General features: G+C 72.7%; 18 protein-coding genes. 2 read left to right on the top strand and 16 right to left on the bottom strand.

Annotation, left to right across the window (positions count from 1 at the left end; genetic code table 11):
- The first annotated feature begins 16 nt into the window (after nt 1–16).
- Nucleotides 17–964, top strand: a complete 948-nt coding sequence (locus tag ACLQ21_RS08270; protein WP_425662788.1) for an NAD(P)-dependent alcohol dehydrogenase — start codon at nt 17–19, stop codon at nt 962–964.
- Here the strand turns inward: ACLQ21_RS08270 and ACLQ21_RS08265 are convergent.
- The 13 genes from ACLQ21_RS08265 to ACLQ21_RS08205 all read right to left on the bottom strand — a co-directional run bounded on the left by ACLQ21_RS08265 (nt 951) and on the right by ACLQ21_RS08205 (nt 15,439).
- On the bottom strand, nt 951–1,607 hold the full coding sequence (locus ACLQ21_RS08265) for a MazG family protein (protein WP_425662786.1): 657 nt from the start codon (nt 1,605–1,607) through the stop codon (nt 951–953). The genes ACLQ21_RS08270 and ACLQ21_RS08265 overlap by 14 nt on opposite strands.
- Nucleotides 1,604–5,161 (bottom strand): transcription-repair coupling factor, encoded by a 3,558-nt coding sequence (gene mfd, locus ACLQ21_RS08260; protein ID WP_425662785.1) that lies wholly within the window; start codon nt 5,159–5,161, stop codon nt 1,604–1,606. Before mfd ends, ACLQ21_RS08265 begins: the two co-directional genes overlap by 4 nt.
- Complete coding sequence (locus tag ACLQ21_RS08255; protein WP_425662783.1) at nt 5,158–5,619, bottom strand: hypothetical protein; 462 nt, start codon at nt 5,617–5,619, stop codon at nt 5,158–5,160. The genes mfd and ACLQ21_RS08255 overlap by 4 nt, the downstream gene beginning before the upstream one ends.
- A gap of 69 nt (nt 5,620–5,688) precedes the next feature.
- Nucleotides 5,689–6,267 (bottom strand): aminoacyl-tRNA hydrolase, encoded by a 579-nt coding sequence (gene pth / locus ACLQ21_RS08250; RefSeq protein WP_425662782.1) that lies wholly within the window; start codon nt 6,265–6,267, stop codon nt 5,689–5,691.
- A 24-nt stretch (nt 6,268–6,291) separates the two neighbouring features.
- A complete protein-coding gene (locus ACLQ21_RS08245; RefSeq protein WP_425662780.1) occupies nt 6,292–6,915 on the bottom strand; it encodes a 50S ribosomal protein L25/general stress protein Ctc in 624 nt (207 codons plus the stop codon).
- A 387-nt stretch (nt 6,916–7,302) separates the two neighbouring features.
- Entirely contained in the window at nt 7,303–8,712 is a 1,410-nt protein-coding gene (locus ACLQ21_RS08240) for a GntP family permease (RefSeq protein WP_425662778.1), read from the bottom strand.
- 64 nt (nt 8,713–8,776) lie between these two features.
- The gene (locus ACLQ21_RS08235) at nt 8,777–9,361 is read right to left on the bottom strand and encodes a gluconokinase (protein ID WP_425662776.1); all 585 of its coding nucleotides are present in this window, start codon (nt 9,359–9,361) and stop codon (nt 8,777–8,779) included.
- Nucleotides 9,358–10,419 (bottom strand): zinc-binding dehydrogenase, encoded by a 1,062-nt coding sequence (locus ACLQ21_RS08230; protein WP_425662774.1) that lies wholly within the window; start codon nt 10,417–10,419, stop codon nt 9,358–9,360. Before ACLQ21_RS08230 ends, ACLQ21_RS08235 begins: the two co-directional genes overlap by 4 nt.
- A gap of 15 nt (nt 10,420–10,434) precedes the next feature.
- Nucleotides 10,435–11,226, bottom strand: coding sequence for a glucose 1-dehydrogenase (locus tag ACLQ21_RS08225; RefSeq protein WP_425662773.1), 792 nt, complete (start codon nt 11,224–11,226; stop codon nt 10,435–10,437).
- The gene (locus ACLQ21_RS08220; RefSeq protein ID WP_425662771.1) at nt 11,226–12,281 is read right to left on the bottom strand and encodes a D-2-hydroxyacid dehydrogenase; all 1,056 of its coding nucleotides are present in this window, start codon (nt 12,279–12,281) and stop codon (nt 11,226–11,228) included. Before ACLQ21_RS08220 ends, ACLQ21_RS08225 begins: the two co-directional genes overlap by 1 nt.
- Nucleotides 12,282–12,337: 56 nt before the next feature.
- Nucleotides 12,338–13,099 (bottom strand): fumarylacetoacetate hydrolase family protein, encoded by a 762-nt coding sequence (locus tag ACLQ21_RS08215; protein ID WP_425662770.1) that lies wholly within the window; start codon nt 13,097–13,099, stop codon nt 12,338–12,340.
- Nucleotides 13,099–14,511 (bottom strand): MFS transporter, encoded by a 1,413-nt coding sequence (locus ACLQ21_RS08210; protein ID WP_425662768.1) that lies wholly within the window; start codon nt 14,509–14,511, stop codon nt 13,099–13,101. Before ACLQ21_RS08210 ends, ACLQ21_RS08215 begins: the two co-directional genes overlap by 1 nt.
- Nucleotides 14,512–14,614: 103 nt before the next feature.
- Entirely contained in the window at nt 14,615–15,439 is an 825-nt protein-coding gene (locus tag ACLQ21_RS08205) for an IclR family transcriptional regulator (protein ID WP_425662766.1), read from the bottom strand.
- Nucleotides 15,440–15,560: 121 nt separating this feature from the next.
- On the opposite strand from ACLQ21_RS08205, the gene ACLQ21_RS08200 reads away from it, so the two are divergent.
- Nucleotides 15,561–16,466 (top strand): NAD(P)-dependent oxidoreductase, encoded by a 906-nt coding sequence (locus tag ACLQ21_RS08200; protein ID WP_425662764.1) that lies wholly within the window; start codon nt 15,561–15,563, stop codon nt 16,464–16,466.
- Here ACLQ21_RS08200 and ACLQ21_RS08195 read toward each other — a convergent pair.
- From ACLQ21_RS08195 to manD, 3 genes are all read right to left on the bottom strand, one after another.
- A complete protein-coding gene (locus ACLQ21_RS08195; protein WP_425662763.1) occupies nt 16,463–17,422 on the bottom strand; it encodes a TIGR03557 family F420-dependent LLM class oxidoreductase in 960 nt (319 codons plus the stop codon). The two genes, ACLQ21_RS08200 and ACLQ21_RS08195, sit on opposite strands and share 4 nt — an antisense overlap.
- Nucleotides 17,423–17,470: 48 nt before the next feature.
- On the bottom strand, nt 17,471–18,352 hold the full coding sequence (locus tag ACLQ21_RS08190) for an SMP-30/gluconolactonase/LRE family protein (protein WP_425662761.1): 882 nt from the start codon (nt 18,350–18,352) through the stop codon (nt 17,471–17,473).
- A gap of 112 nt (nt 18,353–18,464) precedes the next feature.
- Nucleotides 18,465–19,712, bottom strand: coding sequence for a D-mannonate dehydratase ManD (manD, locus tag ACLQ21_RS08185; RefSeq protein ID WP_425662760.1), 1,248 nt, complete (start codon nt 19,710–19,712; stop codon nt 18,465–18,467).

Genomic DNA, 19,712 nt, shown 5'->3' with positions numbered 1-19,712 from the left:
GATGTAAGGAGCAGGGATGCGCGCAGTCGTCGTCGAGCGGTACGGACCGCCGAGCGTGGCACGGGTCACGGAGGTCGCCGATCCGGTGGCCCGCAAGGGCGAGGTGGTGGTGCGCGTCGCCGCGGCCGCCGTCAACTCCGGCGATGCACGCATGCGCGCGGCGCGGTTCCCCCGCGGCTTCGGGCTGCCCGGCCGCCTCGGCATCGGCCTCCGGGGACCGCGCCGGCGCGTGCTGGGCGTCGCCCTGTCGGGCACGGTGGAGTCGCTCGGCGACGGCGTCACGTCGCTCGCCGTGGGCGACGAGGTCGCGGGCACGACCGGCGCGCGGCTCGGCGCGCACGCCGAGCTCGTCGCCGTGCGCGCCGACCGGCTCGTGCCGAAGCCGGGCGGCATCTCGTTCGATGCCGCGGCCGCCGTGCTGTTCGGCGGCTGCACCGCGATGCACTTCCTCGAGGACGTCGCGCACGTGCGCGAGGGCCAGTCGGTGCTGGTCGTCGGCGCCTCGGGCGCGGTGGGCTCGAGCCTCGTGCAGGTGGCGAAGCTCGCCGGCGCTCGCGTGACGGCGGTCACGAGCGGCCGCAACGCCGAGCTCGCGCGTCGGCTGGGAGCCGACGCGGTCATCGACTACACCGAGACGCCCGTCGAGCGCATCCCCGAGCGCTTCGACATCGTGCTCGACACCGTCGGCGCGCTCTCGACGCGCGCCGGCCGGGCGCTGCTGGCCGACGGCGGCATGCTCGTGCTCGTGCTCGCGACGCTCGGGCAGACCCTCGCGGCTCGAGGGCAAGTGAGGGCGGGCGTCTCCGGCTCGCGCCCCGAGCACATGACGCGGCTCCTCGAGCTCGTCGCGAGCGGCGAGCTCGACCCGGTCATCCAGGAGTCGATGCCGATGGACGAGATCCAGCGGGCCTACGAGATCGCCGACTCGGGCAGGAAGGTCGGCAGCGTCGTCATCCGGCCGTAGCCTCCTGCTCGCGCAGCTGCAGCTCGAGCGCGCGCGTCGCTGCCCGGAGGGCGCGCTCGGCGTCGAGCCCGCGGTCGCTCGCGGTGCGCACCATGCCGAGCAGGGCGGCGCCGAGCGCCTGCTCGTCGGCAGGATCCGCTGCGTCGACGGCCGCGGCCGGCAGCTCGAGCCCTGCCCGTCGGGCGCGGCTCATCGTCTTCTCGGCGCGCGCGAGGGCGGGCAGGCCGGCCGGGATGCCGTCGAGCGCGCTCGACCGCTCCGGCTTCTCGGCGCGCTTGATGGCATCCCAGTTCGCCACGACGTCCGCGACGCCGTCGACGGCGACGTCATCGAAGACGTGCGGGTGGCGGCGGCGCAGCTTCGCGATCAGCGTGCGAGCGACGTCGTCGACGTCGAAGCGGCCCTCGGCGCGCGCGATGTCGGCGTGGAAGACGACCTGCAGCAGCACGTCGCCGAGCTCCTCCCGCAGGTGGGCGTCGTCGCCGCGCCCATCCTCCCTGACCTCGACGGCCTCCGCGAGCTCGTGCGCCTCCTCGATGACGTACGGCACGAGCGAGGCGTGCGTCTGCTCGGCGTCCCAGGGACAGCCGCCCGGGCCGCGCAGCCGCGCCATCACGGCGACGAGCTCGTCGAGGGCGCTCACCGCGACGACCTGGCCTCGGCATCCTCGGCCGCCGGCTCCTTCGGCGGCGGGAAGATGGCGTCGAGCAGCGCATCGACCCACGCGATCAGCTCGGCGTCCGGCAGCGGCTCGGCTTGCGTGCCTGCCAGGCGACCGCCGCCGGCGGTGGGGATGGGCACGACGACGGTCTTGGCCTGCGCGTTGAGCTTCGACTCCGGATACATGCGCCGGAGCCGCAGCTGCACCGACTCGGCGAGGTCGGCGGGGCCGACGCGCAGGTTCGGGCCGACGGTGATGACCTCGGAGAGCTGCGCGCGCTGCGCCTTCCGCCGCAGGCGCGCCATGGCGACGAGCGCCGTCACCTGCGCCGGCGGCTCGCCGTAGCGGTCGCGCAGCTCCTCCACGACGTGGTCGATGGCCTCATCGTCGCGCGACGACGCGGCCGCCGAGAGCTTCTGGTACGCCTCGAGGCGCAGCCGCTCGGCGTCGACGTACTCCTCGGGGATCACCGCGTCGACCGGCAGCTCGAGCCGCAGCTCGCGCGGCCCCTCGTCCTCCTCGCCGCGGAAGACCGCGACGGCCTCCCCCACCATCCGCAGGTACAGGTCGAAGCCGACGCCGGCGATGTGACCGGACTGCTCGCCGCCCAGCAGGTTGCCGGCGCCGCGGATCTCGAGGTCCTTGAGCGCGACCTGCATGCCGGCGCCGAGCTCGTTGTGCACGGCGATCGTCTCGAGCCGGTCGTGGGCGGTCTCCGAGAGCGGCTTGTCGGCGTCGTAGAGGAAGTACGCGTAGGCGCGCTCACGCCCGCGACCGACGCGCCCGCGCAGCTGGTGCAGCTGGCTGAGGCCGTAGCGCTCGGCGTGGTCGACGATGAGCGTGTTGGCGTTCGGGATGTCGAGGCCGGTCTCGACGATCGTCGTGGAGACGAGCACGTCGTACTGCTTCTCCCAGAAGTCGACGATGACGCGCTCGAGCGCGGTCTCGGGCATCTTGCCGTGGGCGACGCCGATGCGGGCCTCCGGCACGAGCTCGCGCAGCTGCGCCGCGACCCGGTTGATCGACGAGACGCGGTTGTGCACGAAGAACACCTGGCCCTCGCGCAGCAGCTCGCGGCGGATCGCGGCCGCGACCTGCTGCTCGTTGTAGGCGCCGACGAACGTGAGCACGGGGTGGCGGGCCTCGGGCGGCGTCGCGAGCGTCGACATCTCGCGGATGCCCGTGACCGCCATCTCGAGCGTGCGAGGGATCGGCGTCGCCGACATCGAGAGCACGTCGACGTTGGCCTTCATGGCCTTGAGCCGCTCCTTGTGCTCGACGCCGAAGCGCTGCTCCTCGTCGATGACGACGAGGCCGAGCTCCTTGAACTGCACGCCCTCCGAGAGGATGCGGTGGGTGCCGATCACGACGTCGACGGTGCCGTCGGCGATGCCGGCGATCGTCTCCCGCACCTCCTTGTCGCTCTGGAACCGGCTGAGCGCACGCACCTGCACCGGGAAGCCCGCGAAGCGTGCGGCGAACGTCTCGAAGTGCTGCCGCACGAGCAGGGTCGTCGGCACGAGCACCGCCACCTGCGTGCCGTCCTGCACGGCCTTGAACGCGGCGCGCACGGCGACCTCGGTCTTGCCGTAGCCCACGTCGCCCGAGAGCAGCCGGTCCATCGGCACCGAGCGCTCCATGTCGCGCTTGACCTCTTCGATCGTGGTCAGCTGGTCGGGCGTCTCCGCGTACGGGAACGCATCCTCGAGCTCGCGCTGCCACGGCGAATCGGGGCCGAACGCGCGTCCCTTCGACGCCATCCGCTTCGAGTAGAGCTGCACGAGCTCGACCGCGATGTCGCGCACGGCCCTGCGCGCCTTCGCCTTCGACTGCTGCCAGTCGCTGCCGCCCATCTTCGACAGCTGCGGCGCCTCGCCGCCGACGTAGCGGTTGAGCTGGTCGAGCTGGTCGGTGGGCACCGAGAGCCGATCGCCAGGATGGCCGCGCTTCGACGGCGCGTACTCGATCACGAGGTATTCGCGGGTCGTCTTCACCGGGTTGCGGCCACCGGTCGAGACGGTGCGCTGCGTGAGCTCGACGAAGCGGCCGACGCCGTGCGTCTCGTGCACGACGTAGTCGCCGGCCTTGAGCTGCAGCGGGTCGACGACGGATCGGCGCCGACCGGCCAGCTTGTGCGGCTGCCGCGCGTCGACGCCAACGGCGCGGCCGAAGAACTCGGCCTCGCTCAGCAGCTCGATGCGGTCGTCGGGCAGCGAGAAGCCGTGCTCGATCGAGGCCTGCGTGACGTGCACGACGCCCGGCTCGAGCTGGGCGGGCAGCGACTCGACGACGCGCGCGGCGACCTCGTGCTCGCCGAGCACCTGCGCCGCGCGCTCGACGAGCCCGTGGCCCGCCGCGGTGACGACGACGCGCCACCCGTCGCGAGCACGCTCGCGCAAGTGGTCGACCGCGCCGTCGGCGCGACCCGTGAAGCTCGGCACCGGCAGCGCGTCGATGCCCGTGACGGAGTCGTCGGCCTGCAGCGTCGAGTACGTCCACCACGGCGCGCGCACCTGGTCGCGCAGCTCGTCGAGGCTCAGGAAGCCGCTGCTGAGGTCGACGGGCGCGTCGCCGCCGGCGGTCGCGGCGCTCCATGCCGCCTGCAGGAACTCCTGGTTCGTCTCGTTCAGGCTCGCGACGCGGTCGCGGATGCGCTCGGGCCCGAGCACGATGACGCCCGCGTCGGGCAGGTAGTGGGTGATGGGCACGAGACGCGGCAGCAGCGCTGGGGCGAGCGACTCCATCCCCTCGACCGGGATGCCCTGGGCGATCTTCTCGAGCATCTGCTGGATGCCGGGGAACTCGGGGGCGAGCTGGCGTGCCCGCGCGCGCACCGCATCCGTGAGCAGCATCTCGCGGCTCGGCGGCAGCACGACGCGCTCGATGGGCTCGGCGTCGGAGCGCTGGTCGGCGACGTGGAAGCGCCGCATCTGCTCGACCTCGTCGCCGAACAGCTCGATGCGCACCGGGTAGTCGTCGGCGGGCGCGAAGACGTCGACGATGCCGCCGCGCACGGCGAACTCGCCGCGCCGGGTGACCATGTCGACGCGCGTGTACGCGAGGTCGACGAGCTGCCGCGAGAGGGCGGCGAGGTCGACGCCGCGGGCGCCCGCGACGAGCTCGACGGGCGCGATGGAGAGCAGGTTGTCGGCGACGGGCTGCAGGGCGGCGCGCACCGAGGCGATGACGATCGTGGGCGTACCCGGTCGGCGCTCGGCGAGCGCCCGCAGCGTGGCGCCGCGGCGACCCACGGTCTCGGCGGAGGGGCTCAGCCGCTCGTGCGGCAGCGTCTCCCAGGCGGGGAGCTCGAGCACCTGGGCCTCGGGCAGCCAGGCGCCGATGTCGTCGCGCACCGCCTCCGCCTCGCGGCGGGTGGCCGTGATCACGAGCAGCGGGCGATCGTGGCCGCTTGCGATCGACGCGACGACCGGCGCGCGCATCGCCTCGATGCCGGAGAGCGCGCCACCGCGGCTCGCCTCGGCGACGGCGCCGAGGGCGCCGCGCTCCAGCAGCTCGAGCAGGGGCTGCAGGCTCACTGCGCCATGACGACGGCGCCGGCGCCGTCGAACACCTCGAGGCTGTAGGCGCCGTCGGGGACGACAGGGGGCATGACGCCGGCGAAGACGGGCGGGGCCTCCGCTGGCGTGTTCTCCCCGCGCACGAGCTCGACATCCTGGCCGTACCAGTGCATGACCGCCCGCTCGGCGCCGGCGGGCGCGATCACGAGCGCTCCGCGCGAGGCCTCGGGACCGCCGAGGCACAGCAGCGGGCCCGTGCCGAGGCAGGAGGCGAACATGCGGCCGTCGGGATCCTCGAGGATGAGGTCGGTGAGGCCCGACTCGTCGCCGCCGTCCCACCAGAGGATGGAGCCGTCGTCGAGGCTCGCCGAGAGCGTGTAGCCGTTCGGGCCGTCGGGCGCGGCGGACTGCTCGGGCTCGGCGCCGGCGCAGCCTGCGAGCGCGAGGCTCACCGTGACGACGGCTGCGACACGCATGGCGGTTCGACGCACGAGACGCACTTCCCTTCCGATCGGCACTCCATGCTAGCGGCGGGTCCTGAGGGGTCAGGACGGCGCGTGGATGCGCTGCTGCGCCTCCGCGAACCCCTCCGCGATGATGCGCTCGACCGCATCGGCGCCCAGCTGCACGAGCAGCTCGGCCTCCTCCTGCTCGGCCTTCGCGAAGGGCTTCAGGACGAACTCGGCCGCGTCCTGGCGGCCGGGCGGGCGGCCGATGCCGAGCCGGACGCGCAGCACGTCGCCGCCGCGGGCCGCGATGATGTCGCGCATCCCGTTGTGGCCGCCGTGTCCGCCGCCCTGCTTGAGGCGCACGGTCCCGAGCGGCAGGTCGAGCTCGTCATGCAGCACGATGACGTGCTCCGGGTCGATCCCGTAGAAGTCCATGAGCTGCGCGACCGGGCCGCCGGAGCGATTCATCCAGCTGGTCGGGAACGCCGTGACCACCTTCGGTCCGCCGACCACGCGCGACTCGGCCACGAGCGCCTGCGCGCGACCGTGCCGCTTGGGCGTCGCGCCGGCGCGGCGCTCCACCTCGGCGAGCGCGCGGCGGCCGATGTTGTGACGCGTGCGCTCGTAGTCGGGCCCGGGATTCCCGAGCCCGACCACGAGCCACGTCTCAGCCATGCCGGCGAGGCTGCCGGAGACCCGCTACGCCGAAGCCGAGTCGTCCGAGGCCTCGCCGCTCGCGCCGGTGCCGGTCGCGCCCTCGTCCTCGTCCTGCGGAGCGGCCGGCACCATGATGCCGATGATGAGCGCCTCGGGGTCGGTGAGCAGCGTCGCGCCCGCGGGCAGGTCGATGCCGCCGGCGAGGATGTGCGAGCCCTCCTCGAGGCCCTCGATCGAGACGACGAGGTTGTTCGGGATCTGCATCGCGTCGACCTCGATCGAGATGCTCGTGAGCTCGAGGTTCGTGATGGTGCCGGGTGCGGACTCGCCCTCGACGTGGATCGGCACGTCGACGACGACCTTCTCGCCACGCGTGACGATGACGAGGTCGAGGTGCTCGATGGCCTGCGCGCCCTGCAGGACGGGGTTGCGCTGGATGTCCTTCACGAGCGCGAGCTGCGACTTGCCCTCGATCTCGAGGTCGAAGATCGCGTTCGAGCGGCGGACGGTCATGAAGACGTCGTGCGCGTTGAGCGTGAGGTGCTGGGGCTCGGTGCCGTGGCCGTACAGGACCGCGGGGATCTTGCCGACGGCGCGCAGCTTGCGGGCCGCGCCCTTGCCGAAGGCCGTGCGGATCTCGGTGACCAGCTTGCTGGCGTCAGTCATGGAAGTGCTCCTAGTGGGCCGCAGCCCGTCGATGGTCGACTCGAACGCGCGAAGCGTGAGGACTGGGTCCGCTGCTGCCACTGCGTCGATCACGGATGCGTCCGCACCCCTCGCCGAAGTTCAGCCTCAGACTCTATCAGTTGCCGTCGACCCGCAGTTCGGACCCGGTCCTCGCGGCGGCCCCGGGCTCCGGTACCGAGTTGCGGATGCACGCGGCACCGACTCGCAGATCGGTACCGGTCGCTCGCGGCCGCCGCGGACTCCCGTACCGACGTGCGGATGCACGGGGCACCGACCCGCAGATCGGTACCGGTCCCCCGGCGGCGTGCCCGGAACGACGGAAGCGGAGGCCCCGCCGGAGCCTCCGCTTCTGCCGTCCGCCTCAGGTCAGCCGAACATGCCGCCGACGAGGTAGATGGCGAAGGAGATCGCGAAGCCGATGATCGCCATCAGGCCCTGCGCGACCGTCCACGTCTTGAGGGTCGTCTTGACGTCGAGCCCGAAGAACTTGCTGACGAGCCAGAAGCCGGAGTCGTTCACGTGGCTGAAGCCGACCGAGCCGGCTGCGGTCGCGAGCACGATCGCGGCGGTCTCGACGGGGTTGAAGCCGCCGTCGATCACGACGCCCGCCATGAGCGACGCCGCGGTCGTCAGCGCGACGGTCGCGGAGCCCTGCGCGATGCGCACGATGAGCGAGATGAGGAAGGCCGCGACGATCACCGGCATGCCGACCGAGTTGAGCGACTCGGCGATCGCGTCGCCGATGCCGGTGACGCGCAGCACGCCGCCGAACATGCCGCCGGCGCCCGTGACGAGCACGACGGATGCGATCGGGCCGAGTGCGCTGTCGGCGATCTTGTCGAGCAGCGAGCCCTTCTTGCCCATGCCCCATCCGAGCAGCCAGAACGACACCAGCACGGTGATGAGCAGCGCGATGGGGGTCTCGCCGAGGGTGCGCAGCAGCGCGATGACCGGCTCGGCCTTGAACGCATCCGGGTCCGCGGTCGTGGCCGCGTACATGTTGAGGCCCGTGTTGAGCAGGATCAGGACGAGGGGCAGCACGAGCAGGACGATGATCTTGCCGAACGACGGGTTCGACTCCATCTCGTCGTGGTCCTCGCGCGAGCCGTCGAGGATCGAGGGCACGTCGACGTGGTACTTGCGGCCCACCCAGCCGCCGAAGAGCACGCCCACGAGGTACCAGACGGGCAGCGCGACGACGAGGCCGAGGATCAGCACGAGGCCCACGTCGGCGCCGAGGATGGCGGATGCGCTCACGGGTCCCGGGTGCGGCGGCACGAAGATGTGCATCGCGCTGAACGCGAGGGCGGCCGGGAACGCGACCGAGAGCAGCGAGCCGCCGAGCCTGCGGGAGACGGCGTAGATGATCGGCAGCATGACGACGAGGCCGGCGTCGAAGAAGATCGGGAAGCCCATCAGCAGGCTCGCGACGCCGACGGCCATGCCGGCGCGCTGCTCGCCGAAGCGCGCGATGAGCCGGTCGGTGAGCACGCGAGCTCCGCCGGACGTCTCGATCATGCGCCCGAGCATCGCGCCGAGCGCGACGAGCAGCATCACGCTGCCGAGCGTCGGGTTGAAGCCGAACTGGATGGCCGCGATCAGGCGGTCGAACGGGATGCCGGCGGCGACGGCCGTCAGCAGGCTCGTGATCATCAGCGCCAGGAAGGCGTGGATCTTGAAGGTCATGATGAGCACCAGCAGCAGCGCGATGGACGCCGCTGCCAGCAGCAGGAGCCCTCCGGTGCCGAGGTCCCAGTTGAGGACGAGGTCTTCCATCGGTCTGACTCCTAGCGTGCTGGTGTGGTGCGGGAGGGTGCCGCCGCCCTGGGGCGGCGCGGGATCAGGAGGACGGGACCTGGATCGCGCCGGTGATGGTCGTGCCGGCGTCGTGCTGCACGACCCGGCCGGCGGCGCGAGCGGTCAGGATGCGGGTGACCTCGTCGACGATGGCGGCGGGCGTCTGCTCGACCGAGATGGCGATGCCGTGCTCCCACTCGGCGAGCGGCTCGAGGGTCTCCATCTGGCTATCGAGGAGCGTGCTCGGCATGTACTCGTGGTCGCGGTGCGCCAGGCGGTCCGCCAGCAGCCCCTTGCCGCCAACGAGGTGCACGAAGACGAGCGATGGGTCGCTCGAGCGCAGCAGCTCGCGGTACCAGCGCTTGAGCGCGGAGCACGCGACGATGGTCACGCGCCCGTTCGCCGTGCCCTGCGCGATCGTGTCGCCGATCGTCTTGAGCCACGGCACGCGGTCCTCGTCGGTGAGGGGCGTGCCGCTGCGCATCTTCTCCTTGTTCGCCGGCGGATGCAGGTCGTCGCCGTCGATGAAGTCGATGTTGAGCCGCTGCGCGAGCGCAGCGCCGATCGTGGACTTCCCTGAGCCCTGCACCCCCATGATGATCATCGACGGGTACCGCGTCTCGCTCATGGCCTCACTCCTTCGTCGCCCTCGGCCGCGTCGAACGTCAGCAGCACCTTCGAGGATACGGATGCGTCGCGCGCGACCTCGAGGGCGCGCAGGCCTTCGGCGATCGGCAGCTCGTCGCTGATGACCGCGCCGGCGTCGAGCGAGCCGTCCGCGAGCGCGTCGAGCACGTCGTCGAGCTCGTCATTGAAGCGGAAGGAGCCGACCAGGGTGAGCTCGCGCGTGATGGCGCTCGCCATCGGCACGGCGATGTCGCCGGCCCGCTGCAGGCCGAGCATGACGACCGTGCCGCCGCGGCGGGCGCCGCTGATCGCGGCGCCGAGCCCAGGCACGGTGCCCGACGACTCGATGACCACGTCGGCGTGCACGGCCGCGATGGCATCGGCATCCATCGCGTCGAGCGCGCGGGCGCCCAGCCGCTCCGCGAGCGCGCGCGGGTGCTCGTGCAGGTCGGTCGCGACGATCTCAGCGGCGCCGTGGTGCCGCGCGACGGCGATCGCGAGCGCGCCGATCGGGCCCGCGCCGATCACGAGCACGCGCGCGCCCGCGATGTCGCCCGCTTGACCGACGCCGTGCCACGCCACCGCGGCCGGCTCGGCGAGCGCGGCGAGGCGGAGGTCGAGGCCCTCCGGCAGGGCGCGCAGCATCCGGGCGGGCAGCGCGACGCGACGCGCGAAGGCACCGGCGGTGTGCGGCAGCCGGGCCGCCGAGCCCAGGTACGTGCCGGCCGGGCTCAGGTTGGGCCGGTCGGCGGGGAACGGGGCGGAGCCGTCGTCGATGGGCGTCGCGGGGTGCACGGCCACGGGCGTGCCGGCCGCGGGACCGGTGCCGTCGGCGGCGGCCGCGAGCACCGTGCCGACCACCTCGTGGCCGAGCACCATCGGCTCGCGCAGGATCGACTGCCCCGCCGCGCCGTGCAGCCAGTAGTGCAGGTCGGAGCCGCAGATGCCGCCGTAGGCGATCTCGACCACCGCCTCCGACGGCCCCGGCTGCGGCTCGGGCAGGGCCTCGACGCGCACGTCCTCCTTGGCGTGGGCCACGAGGCCCAGGTTCTCGGTCATCTCCTGCTCCGATGCTCAGACGACGGCCGTCATGCCGCCATCGACGTAGATGGTCTGGCCGTTCACGAACGCGCTCGCGTCGCTCGAGAGGAACACGAGCGTGCCGACGAGGTCCTCGACCCTCCCCCAGCGGCCGGCGGGCGTGCGCTGCGCGACCCATGCCGAGAACTCCGGGTCGTCGACGAGCTTCTGCGTGAGCTCGGTCGCGAAATAGCCCGGTGCGAGTGCGTTCACGCTGATGCCGTGGGGCGCGAGGTCGGCGCACAGGCCCTTCGTCAGCATGACGATCGCGCCCTTGGTAGCGCTGTACGGGGCGATCGAGGGTCGGGCGAGCTGCGACTGCACGCTCCCGATCGAGACGATGCGGCCGGAGCCGCGCTCGATCATGCCGCGCGCGACGCGGCGGGAGAGCAGGAACGCGCTCGTCAGGTTCGTGGCCACCAGCTCGTGCCAGTCCGCGTCGGTGAACTCCGCGATCGGGTTGCGGCGCTGGATGCCGGCGTTGTTCACGAGGATGTCCGGGGTGCCGAGCCGCGCCTCGACGTCGGCGATCCCGGCGTCGACCGCCGACGCATCCGTCACGTCGAAGATCGCGACGTGCGCCTCGCGGCCGGTGGACGCGGCGATCTCGCCCGCCGCCCGCTCGGCCTTCGCGCGGTCACGGCCGTGCACGACGACCGTGGCGCCCGCCTCGGCGAGCCCCTGCGCGAGCGCTCGGCCGATGCCCTGGCTCGAGCCGGTGATGAGGGCGGAGCGACCGGTGAGGTCGAAGAGCGCGGTGCCCCTGGGAACGAATCCGTCGGCCATCAGTAGAACTCCTTCGTCGACATGACGTTCTGCAGCGGCTCGCCGTCGAGCAGCCTTGTGGCGTTGGCGGCGAACAGCTCGGCGATGCGGCGCGGCTCCTGCACCGACAGCGCGGCGGTGTGCGGGCTCAGCAGCACGCTCGGGTGCTCCCACAGCCGCGACTCGGAGGGCAGCGGCTCGACCGCCGTGACGTCGAGCGCCGCGAAGCCGACCCGGCCCGCGTCGAGGGCGTCGAGCAGCGCGTCCTCGTCGACGACGGTCCCGCGGCCGACGTTGACGAAGATCGTGTCGTCGCGCACGCCGCCGAGGACGTCGGCACCGATGAGCCCGGTCGTGTGCGCGGTGCCGGGCAGGGTCGCCACGATCGCGTCCACCTGCCCGGCGGCCTCGGCCAGCTCGTCGATCGGCACGAGGCGGTCGACGTGCTCGACCGGCTCGCCCGAGCGGGTGGTGCCCCAGACCGTCGCGCCGAGTGCGGCGAACCGCTCGGCGACGACCTTGCCGATGCCGCCCAGCCCGACGACGAGCACCGTCATCTCGCTCACGTGCCGCATGATGCGGCGGCCGTCGCCCCACGTGCGGCTCGCCTGGTCCGCCTCCAGCTGGCGCAGGCCCTTCGCACCCGCGAGCACCCCGAAGACGGCCCACTCGGCGAGCGTCGTCGCGTGCATGCCGGCGCTCGTCGTGACGGTGACCCGCTCCAGCTCCTCCTCGGTCAGCTCTGCGGCGCGCACCTGACCGCCGCCGCCTGCCGCCGTGGTGTGCACCCATCGCAGGTCCGGGTTCGCGCGCACCGCGCGGGCGAGCGCGGGCGGCGAGACATCCGGGACGCCGAAGATCGCATCCGCCCCGTCGAGCATCGCCTCGAAGGCGGCCTGCTGCTCGGGGGTGCGCTCCCAGTCGGGATCGCCCTCCCAGTCGCCGGTCCAGCGCCACGGGCGAGTGAGCGACGAATCGCGCAACAGCTCCACGCGCGGTTCGAGCTCACGGATGCGGTCGGCGTTGGCGTCGTCGATGGTCACGGCGACGGCGACCTTCAGGGTGGACTCGGGCATGACTGGTCTCCTTCGTTGCAAGGCTATCGAGGCGGGGCGGGATGACGGCGGCCGGATCAGCGCAGCGGCGTCTCGAGCCGCGCGTCGCCGACGACGACCGCGACGGTCGAGCCCGCGGCGGCCTCGTGGTTCGACAGCGGCGCGCCCGCCATGATGATGTCGCCGGGACCGAGCCGCACCCACCGTGCGACGTAGGCGAGCGACTCGCGCACCGGCACGGGCATGGCCTGGGCGCTCGAGTCGCGCACGACGCGGCCGTCGATCTCGAGCGTGAGCGGCAGAGCGTCGATCGACGCGTCGGTGTCGATCCAGGGGCCGAGCGGGGTCGAGCCCTCGCCGCCCTTCGACTCGAAGTTGCGCACGTCGAGCTCTGCCCGGTCGGGGTAGGAGATGTCGTTGACGGCCGTGACGCCGAGCACGAACTCGTGGGCGTTGGCCTCCGTGACGGCCGTCGTGGCGGGATCGCCCGTGTCACGGCCGACGACGACGGCGATCTCCGCCTCGACGACGACGCGACCGGCATCCCGCCGCACGCGCACGGCCTCGCCGTGACCGACGACGGTGCGCGGGCTCTTGAGCCACGCCTGCACGGGCAGCGGGTGGTCGGAGGCGCCGCGATTCTGCGCGATGCCCACGAGCACGGTGGGCACCGCCGGCGGCAGCAGCCGCGCGTCGCGGGACGGGATGCGGGCGCCCGCGTCGGCCGGGTCACGACCGTCCGCGAGCGCCGCGTACGGGTCCTCGACGGGCGTCCAGCCGTCGCCGTCGACGCGCGCGTGCAGCACGCGGTCGCCGACGGCGATGCGGGAGATGCGCATCAGCGCGAGAGCGGCGCGACGGCGAGGTCCGCGTCGCGATCGTGCCCCTCGTCGGTCGACACGTTCACGGCGTCGTCGAGGCGCAGGAGGTCGCGGCCCCGCGTCTCGGGCACGAGGAACGTCGACGCCGTCGTGATGAGTGCGAGGGCTGCCATGTAGATGGCGGGCAGCAGCCAGTCGCCGTCGGAGACGGCCAGCAGGTAGGCGCCCAGCACGCCGGCGAGGCCGCCGGCGAGCACCGCGGAGATCTCGCGCGCCATCGCGACGCCGAGGTAGCGGTGGCGGTTGCCGAACAGCTCCGGGAGCATGGCGCACTGCGGGCCGAGCATCGTGTTGACGGCGATGCCGATGCCGAGCGCGATGACGATCACGACCGTCACGGGGTCGCCCTGCGACAGCAGCCACCAGGCGGGGAACGCGTAGACCAGCATGAAGACCGCGCCGGCACGGTAGATGATGCGGCGGCCGAACCGGTCGGAGAGGTGGCCCGTCAGCGGCAGCACGAGCATCGCGATGAGCGAGCCGATCGTGACGCCCCAGGTCGCGACGCCTCGGTCGACCGGGTTGGCGAGGAAGTTGCCGGCGACGAAGGCGAGCGCGAGGGTCTGGAACATGTAGGAGCCGCCGTTCTCGGCCATCCGCAGCCCAACGCCGACCGTGACGCCGGCGAGGCCCTTCGTGAAGATCTCGCGGATCGGTCGGCTCGCGACCTGCTCGTGCTTCTCGAGCTCGACGAACGTCGGCGTCTCCTTGAGCCGCAGGCGGATGAAGAGCGCGAGCAGGATCAGCACGAACGAGGCGAGGAACGGGATGCGCCAGGCCCACCCGAAGAAGACCTCGTCCGGCAGGAGCGCCATGAGCGAGAAGACGAGCGCCGCGAGCAGCGTGCCGAGCTGGATGCCGATGAAGGGCAGCGCCGAGAAGAACCCGCGCCGCTGCACCGGCGAGTACTCGGCCATGAGCACCGTCGCGCCGGCCTGCTCGGCGCCCGCGCCGAAGCCCTGCGCGAGGCGGAGCACCGTCAGCAGGATGGGAGCCCAGATGCCGATCTGGTCGAAGGTGGGCAGGAGGCCGATGAGGGTCGTCGCACCGCCCATGAGCAGGATCGTGACCACGAGCACCCACTTGCGCCCGAGGCGGTCGCCGAGCGTGCCGAAGAAGAGCCCGCCGAGCGGGCGGGCCAGGAAGCCGACGCCGAACGAGGCGAGCGAGGCGACCACTGCGAACTCCGGCGGCAGGTTCGAGAAGAACAGCTGCCCGAAGACCAGCGCCGAGAAGAGTCCGTAGAGGGCGAAGTCGAAGTACTCGAGCGCACTCCCCACGCTCGAGGCGAGCGTCGCCCGGCGCAGGTTGGCTGCGTACTCCGGGTCGTCGGTGTGCGCGGGGTGCTGCTGCGCGGTGGTCTCGGTCACGGTCCATCTCCTTCGACAGTCGTGCAAACGGCGTCGTTGCTGGAGCGACCGTACCACTGGGCTGAACGCTGTACAACCCCTTGGACGCGTGGCACGAGCGGTGTCAGGAGCGCGGGCCGACCAGCGGGTTGGTGAGCGCTCGAGCGACGTCCTGCAGCGCGGCACCGACCTCGGCGACGCGGGCGGCGTCGGCGTGCTCGGCGGGCAGCGCCGCGCCCATCGCCAGCGCCGGATCGGCCGGTGCCCACGGCTCGAGCGCCACCGCGACGCCCGTGATGCCGCCGAAGGAGCCGCCGCGGTCGACCGCGAAGCCGCGTGCCCGCACGCCTTGCAGCTGGGGCAGCAGCTCGTCGACCGACGTGATGCTGCCTGGCGTCAGCGCCGTGAACGGCTCGGTCGGCTCGAGCAGCGCGCGCACCTCGTCGTCGTCGAGCCTGGCGAGCAGGGCGAGGCCCGTCGCGCTGAGCGCCGCCGGCAGTCGCGACCCGAGCGGCGTCCCGAGCCGGTAGGGCGAGCGGCCCTCGTGCCGGGCGAGGTAGAGCGCATCGACGCCGTCGAGCATCGCGATCTGTACGACCTCGCGGTGCAGCACCGGCGAGGCGGCGACCGCCCGGTAGAACTCCCGCACCTGGTTGAACTGCTGCGCGAACGCGCCGCCCAGCTCCGCCGTGCGGCGGCCCAACCGGTAGCCGTTCGCCGCGCGCTCGATCATGCCGCCTTCCTCGAGCGCCGCGCAGAGGTTCGCGGTCGACGACTTCGCGAGGCCCAGCGCCCGCGCCATGTCGCTGAGCGTCATCGGCACGCCCTCGGCGTCGGCGAGCGACGTCAGGATGCGCAGCGCACGCGACACGGCCGGTGCCGGGTCGCGATCGGTCCGGTCGGTCCCGCGCTGCGTCGTCGAGGGCTCGAGGGCGTCGTGCTGCGTCATGGTCCGCTCCTTCGCGGGTCGTGGTGCCGGTCGTGTGCCGCCCACCCTAGACGGCGATCCACGTGGTCGTACGGCGTTCGACATGCTGGCCTTCGAGGCGCGGCGGCCGTAGCCTGGCGACATGAGCAGCGCATCCATCGCCCGCGGCGACACGATCGGGGTGATCGGGCTCGGCGCGATGGGCGAGCCGATGGTGCGGCGGCTGCTCGCGGCAGGGCAGCCGGTCGTCGTCACGGGCCGCTCGGCGCGACCCGCGCTCGTCGCGGCGGGAGCGGTCTGGGCCGAGTCGCCGCGCGAGCTCGCCGCGCGTGCCGGCGCCGTGCTGTCGATGCTGCCCGACCTTCCCGAGCTCGAGCACGCGCTCGACGGACCCGAGGGGATGCTCGCCGGCCTCGGCGGCACCGAGCTGCTGCTGCTCGTCGGTTCGACGTCGTCGGCAACCGGCGTGCGCGCGCTCGCCGACCGGCTCGCCGCGGCGACCGACGGGCGCGTGCACGTCGCGGACTGCCCCGTCTCTGGCGGCGTCGACGGCGCTGAGGCCGGCTCGCTCTCGATCATGCTCGGTGGCGATGCGGTCGATGCCGCTCGCGCGGCGACCCTGCTCGCGCCGTGCGGCCGCGCCGTGCACCTTGGGCCGCTCGGTGCGGGCGAGGTCGCGAAGGCCTGCAACCAGCTCGTCGTCGCGGCGACGATCACGGCGCTCGGGGAGGCGACGGTGCTCGCCGAGCGGTCGGGGCTCGACCTCGAGGCGATGTGGACGCTGCTCAGCGGCGGCTATGCGGGCTCGAACCTGCTCGAGAGCCGCCGCGACAAACTCGTGCGCGGTGACGACTCCCCCTCAGGCATCGCCCGCTACATGATCAAGGACCTGGGCTTCGCCGCCGACGTCGCCGTCGCGACGGGCACCGACCCCGCGCTGCTGCCGACGCTGCGCGCATTCTTCGACGAGATCGTCGAGCGAGGTCACGGCGAGCGCGACATCACGGTCAGCCGCCGCGTGATCGCCGAGCGATCGGCGACGCGCTAGGCCGACTCCCGCAGGCGCGGCCCCAGCTCGTCCTGGAAGAAGCCGAAGAACGCGTCCGGGTCCGGTCCGCCGTCCATGAGCGCGAGGTGGTCGAAGCCGGCCTCCCGGAACTCGCGGAACGCCTCCACGTGCACCTCCACGTCGGGGCCGCACGCGAACGCATCCTCCATGTCCTCGACCCGGATCGCCTGCGTCGCCTGGTCGAACGCGGCCGGGTCGGGCAGCTCGGCGAGCACCTTCCAGCCGAGCGGGCCGAAGCGGAACCGCGCGTGCGCGGCCTCGGCACCGGCGCGCACGTCGGGCGCGAACGCGGTCGGCACCTCGCCGTAGCGTGGACCGTCACCGCCGGCGGCCGTCCACGCCTCGATGAGCGACGCATCCGGGTCCGTCGCGAACACGCCGTCGCCGAGCTCGGCCGCGAGCCTCGCGGCCTGCGGCCCGCCCGCGGCCACGACGATCTCGGGCAGCGTCTCCGGCAGGTCGTAGACGCGCGCGTCCTGCAGCGTGAGGAAGTCCCCGCGGTAGGAGTGCGTGCCACCGCTCCACAGGAGCCGGATGATCTCGAGCGCCTCGCGCAGCCGCTGGTGCCGGTCGCCCACCTCCGGCCAGCCCTGGCCCACGATGCGCTCGCTGAGCCGCTCCCCTGCGCCGACGCCGAGCGTGAAGCGCCCGTCGGAGATGATCTGCAGCGTCGCCGCTGCCTGGGCGATGATCGCCGGGTGGTAGCGGATCGACGGGCACGTCACGCCCGTCGCGAGCCGCAGCGTCTCGGTCTTCGCGGCGATCGCCGAGAGGATCGCCCAGGCGAACGACGAGTGCTGGTGCTCCGGCAGCCAGGGATGGAAGTGGTCGCTGATCTCGACGAAGTCGAAGCCGGCGCGCTCGGCCTCGACGGCCCGCCGGATCAGCTCCTTGGGCGCGACGTCCTCGGCGAAGAGCTTGTACCCGATCTGCATGGCGACGACCGTAGGAGCCCCACCTGGATGCCGGGTGGGGGTCGCGGGTCACGCCCCGGTCGTCGCCGTCCTGATCCGGTAGACGCTCGTGGTCGCCGCCATCCACAGCCAGCCGTCGTCGCCGAAGCACAGGTTCGCGACGGTCTCCGGCACCGGCACGTGCGCGATCCGCTCCCCCGCGGGCGTCAGCACGTGCACGCCGTCGGCGCTCGACGACCAGATCCGGCCCTCCGCATCGACGGCGATGCCGTCGGGCGTGCCGGCGTCCATCGCGAACAGCCGGCGCCCGTCGACCGCGGCCGTGTCGGCGCCCTCGCCCGCGAGCCGGTAGGCGCGGATGGTGTTCGCCTCGGCGGTCTCGTCCTCCCCCGCCGACTCGGTGACGTAGAGCGTCGCGAGGTCGGGGCTGAACGCGATGCCGTTCGGGCGCGCCATGTCGGTGATCACCGCGCGGAGCCCCGCGTCCGCGCTCCAGCGGAACACGAAGCATCCGCCGTACTCGCGGGAGCCTGGGTGGCCCTCCTCGGGCTTCTCGATGCCGTACGGCGGGTCGGTGAACCACACGGAACCGTCAGGGTGCACGGCGACGTCGTTCGGCGAGTTGAGCCGCGCCCCCTCGAAGCGGTCGACGAGCACGGTGACGTCGCCGTCGACCTCGAGCTCGATCGCGCGCCGACCGTGCGAGCACTGCACGACGCCGCCGAGTCCATGGGCGCGGCCGTTCGTGAACTCCACGCCCGTGCGGTGCTCGCGCATCCGCTTGCCCTCGTCGACCTCGAGGATGCGGTCGCCGTGGATGTCGCTCCAGCGCAGCGCGCGCCGGTCGGGCATCCACAGCGGCCCCTCGCTCCAGGAGGCGCCGGTCGCCATCCGCTCGAGCTCGGCGCCGGGCGCGAGCACCGCGGGTCTTTCACCTTCATGCGTCTGCATGACCGCGATGGAAGCACGCCCGCCTCGCGTTCGCCTGAGACGACGGAGGCCGTGCGCACCGAGTGGTGCGCACGGCCTCGTCGCCCCGGGTGTCGCGTCCCGGGGAGTCAGCTCACCAGTTGTGCATCGACCCGTCGAGCAGGCGAGCCACGGGCAGGTAGGCGGGCGCGTAGGCGTGGGCCGCTCCCACCTCGTCGTCGTACTCGACGCCGAGGCCGAACGCCTCGCCCGGCTTGAGCATGCCGTCCTCGAACGCGTAGTCGGTGCGGAACACCTCGTGCGTGGCGGCGGAGTGCTTCATGTACTCCTGGATGCCGAAGTTCGGGATGGCGATGCCGAGGTGGATGGCGGCGGCGAGGCCGACCGGCGAGACGTCGGTCGGGCCGTGCACGCCGGACTTGATCTGGTAGACCGAGGCGTAGTCGAAGATGCGGCGGAGCGCCGTGATGCCGCCCGCGTGCGTGACGGGGCTGCGCACGTAGTCGATCAGCTGCTCCTCGATCAGCTCCTTGTAGTCCCAGATGGTGTTGAAGATCTCGCCGATCGCGAGCGGCGTCGTCGTGTGCTCGCGCACGAGGCGCAGCGCCGCCTGGTTCTCGGCGGGCGTGACGTCCTCGAGCCAGAACAGGTCGTACGGCTCGAGCAGCTTGCCGACCTTCGCGGCCTCGATGGGCGTCAGGCGGTGGTGGGCGTCGTGCAGCAGCGGCAGCTCGGGTCCGAACTCGTTGCGGACGGCCTCGAACACGGTGGGGATGTGACGGATGTACGCGCGCGTGTCCCACGACTCCTCGACGGGGCGCTCGCCCGGACGTGCGGGCTCGTGGTCGTAGCGGGTCGTGACGGCCATGCCGCCGACCTGCGCGTTCGCGCTCGACGCCACGCCGTAGACGCTCGGGAGGCCGGGCACGCCCGTCTGCACGCGGATGGCACGGTAGCCCTCCTCCTGGTGCTGGCGGATGTTGTCGAACAGCTCGGGCAGCTCGGCGCCCGAGGCGTGGCCGTAGACGAGCAGGCCCTCGCGGCTGCGGCCGCCGAGCAGCTGGTACAGCGGCATCTTGGCGACCTTGGCCTTGATGTCCCAGAGCGCGGTGTCGACGGCGGCGATCGCGGCCATCGTGACGGGGCCGCGTCGCCAGTACGCGCCGCGGTAGAGGTACTGCCAGGTGTCCTCGATGCGGTGCGCATCGAGCCCGATGAGCAGCGGCACCACGTGGTCCTCGAGGTACGAGGCGACCGAGAGCTCGCGCCCGTTCACGGTCGCGTCCCCGAGGCCGGTGTAGCCGTCGTCGGTCGTGATGCGGAGGGTGACGAAGTTGCGGCCTGGGCTCGAGACCAGGACCTCGGCGGATTCGATCTTCAT

It is taken from the genome of Agrococcus sp. DT81.2, from assembly GCF_049844935.1.
GTDB lineage: Bacteria > Actinomycetota > Actinomycetes > Actinomycetales > Microbacteriaceae > Agrococcus.
The sequence above is the reverse complement of the archived record's forward strand: the minus strand, read 5'-3'. Positions and strand labels throughout refer to the sequence as shown.

Coding starts and splice junctions, on each gene's coding strand:
- ACLQ21_RS08235 (WP_425662776.1), bottom strand. CDS start 9,361: ATGAGCGAGACGCGGTACCCGTCGATGATCATCATGGGGGTGCAGGGC.
- ACLQ21_RS08245 (WP_425662780.1), bottom strand. CDS start 6,915: ATGACTGACGCCAGCAAGCTGGTCACCGAGATCCGCACGGCCTTCGGC.
- ACLQ21_RS08270 (WP_425662788.1), top strand. CDS start 17: ATGCGCGCAGTCGTCGTCGAGCGGTACGGACCGCCGAGCGTGGCACGG.
- ACLQ21_RS08255 (WP_425662783.1), bottom strand. CDS start 5,619: ATGCGTGTCGCAGCCGTCGTCACGGTGAGCCTCGCGCTCGCAGGCTGC.
- ACLQ21_RS08225 (WP_425662773.1), bottom strand. CDS start 11,226: ATGGCCGACGGATTCGTTCCCAGGGGCACCGCGCTCTTCGACCTCACC.
- ACLQ21_RS08240 (WP_425662778.1), bottom strand. CDS start 8,712: ATGGAAGACCTCGTCCTCAACTGGGACCTCGGCACCGGAGGGCTCCTG.
- ACLQ21_RS08200 (WP_425662764.1), top strand. CDS start 15,561: ATGAGCAGCGCATCCATCGCCCGCGGCGACACGATCGGGGTGATCGGG.
- ACLQ21_RS08220 (WP_425662771.1), bottom strand. CDS start 12,281: ATGCCCGAGTCCACCCTGAAGGTCGCCGTCGCCGTGACCATCGACGAC.
- manD (WP_425662760.1), bottom strand. CDS start 19,712: ATGAAGATCGAATCCGCCGAGGTCCTGGTCTCGAGCCCAGGCCGCAAC.
- ACLQ21_RS08190 (WP_425662761.1), bottom strand. CDS start 18,352: ATGCAGACGCATGAAGGTGAAAGACCCGCGGTGCTCGCGCCCGGCGCC.
- ACLQ21_RS08205 (WP_425662766.1), bottom strand. CDS start 15,439: ATGACGCAGCACGACGCCCTCGAGCCCTCGACGACGCAGCGCGGGACC.
- ACLQ21_RS08230 (WP_425662774.1), bottom strand. CDS start 10,419: ATGACCGAGAACCTGGGCCTCGTGGCCCACGCCAAGGAGGACGTGCGC.
- ACLQ21_RS08195 (WP_425662763.1), bottom strand. CDS start 17,422: ATGCAGATCGGGTACAAGCTCTTCGCCGAGGACGTCGCGCCCAAGGAG.
- pth (WP_425662782.1), bottom strand. CDS start 6,267: ATGGCTGAGACGTGGCTCGTGGTCGGGCTCGGGAATCCCGGGCCCGAC.
- ACLQ21_RS08215 (WP_425662770.1), bottom strand. CDS start 13,099: ATGCGCATCTCCCGCATCGCCGTCGGCGACCGCGTGCTGCACGCGCGC.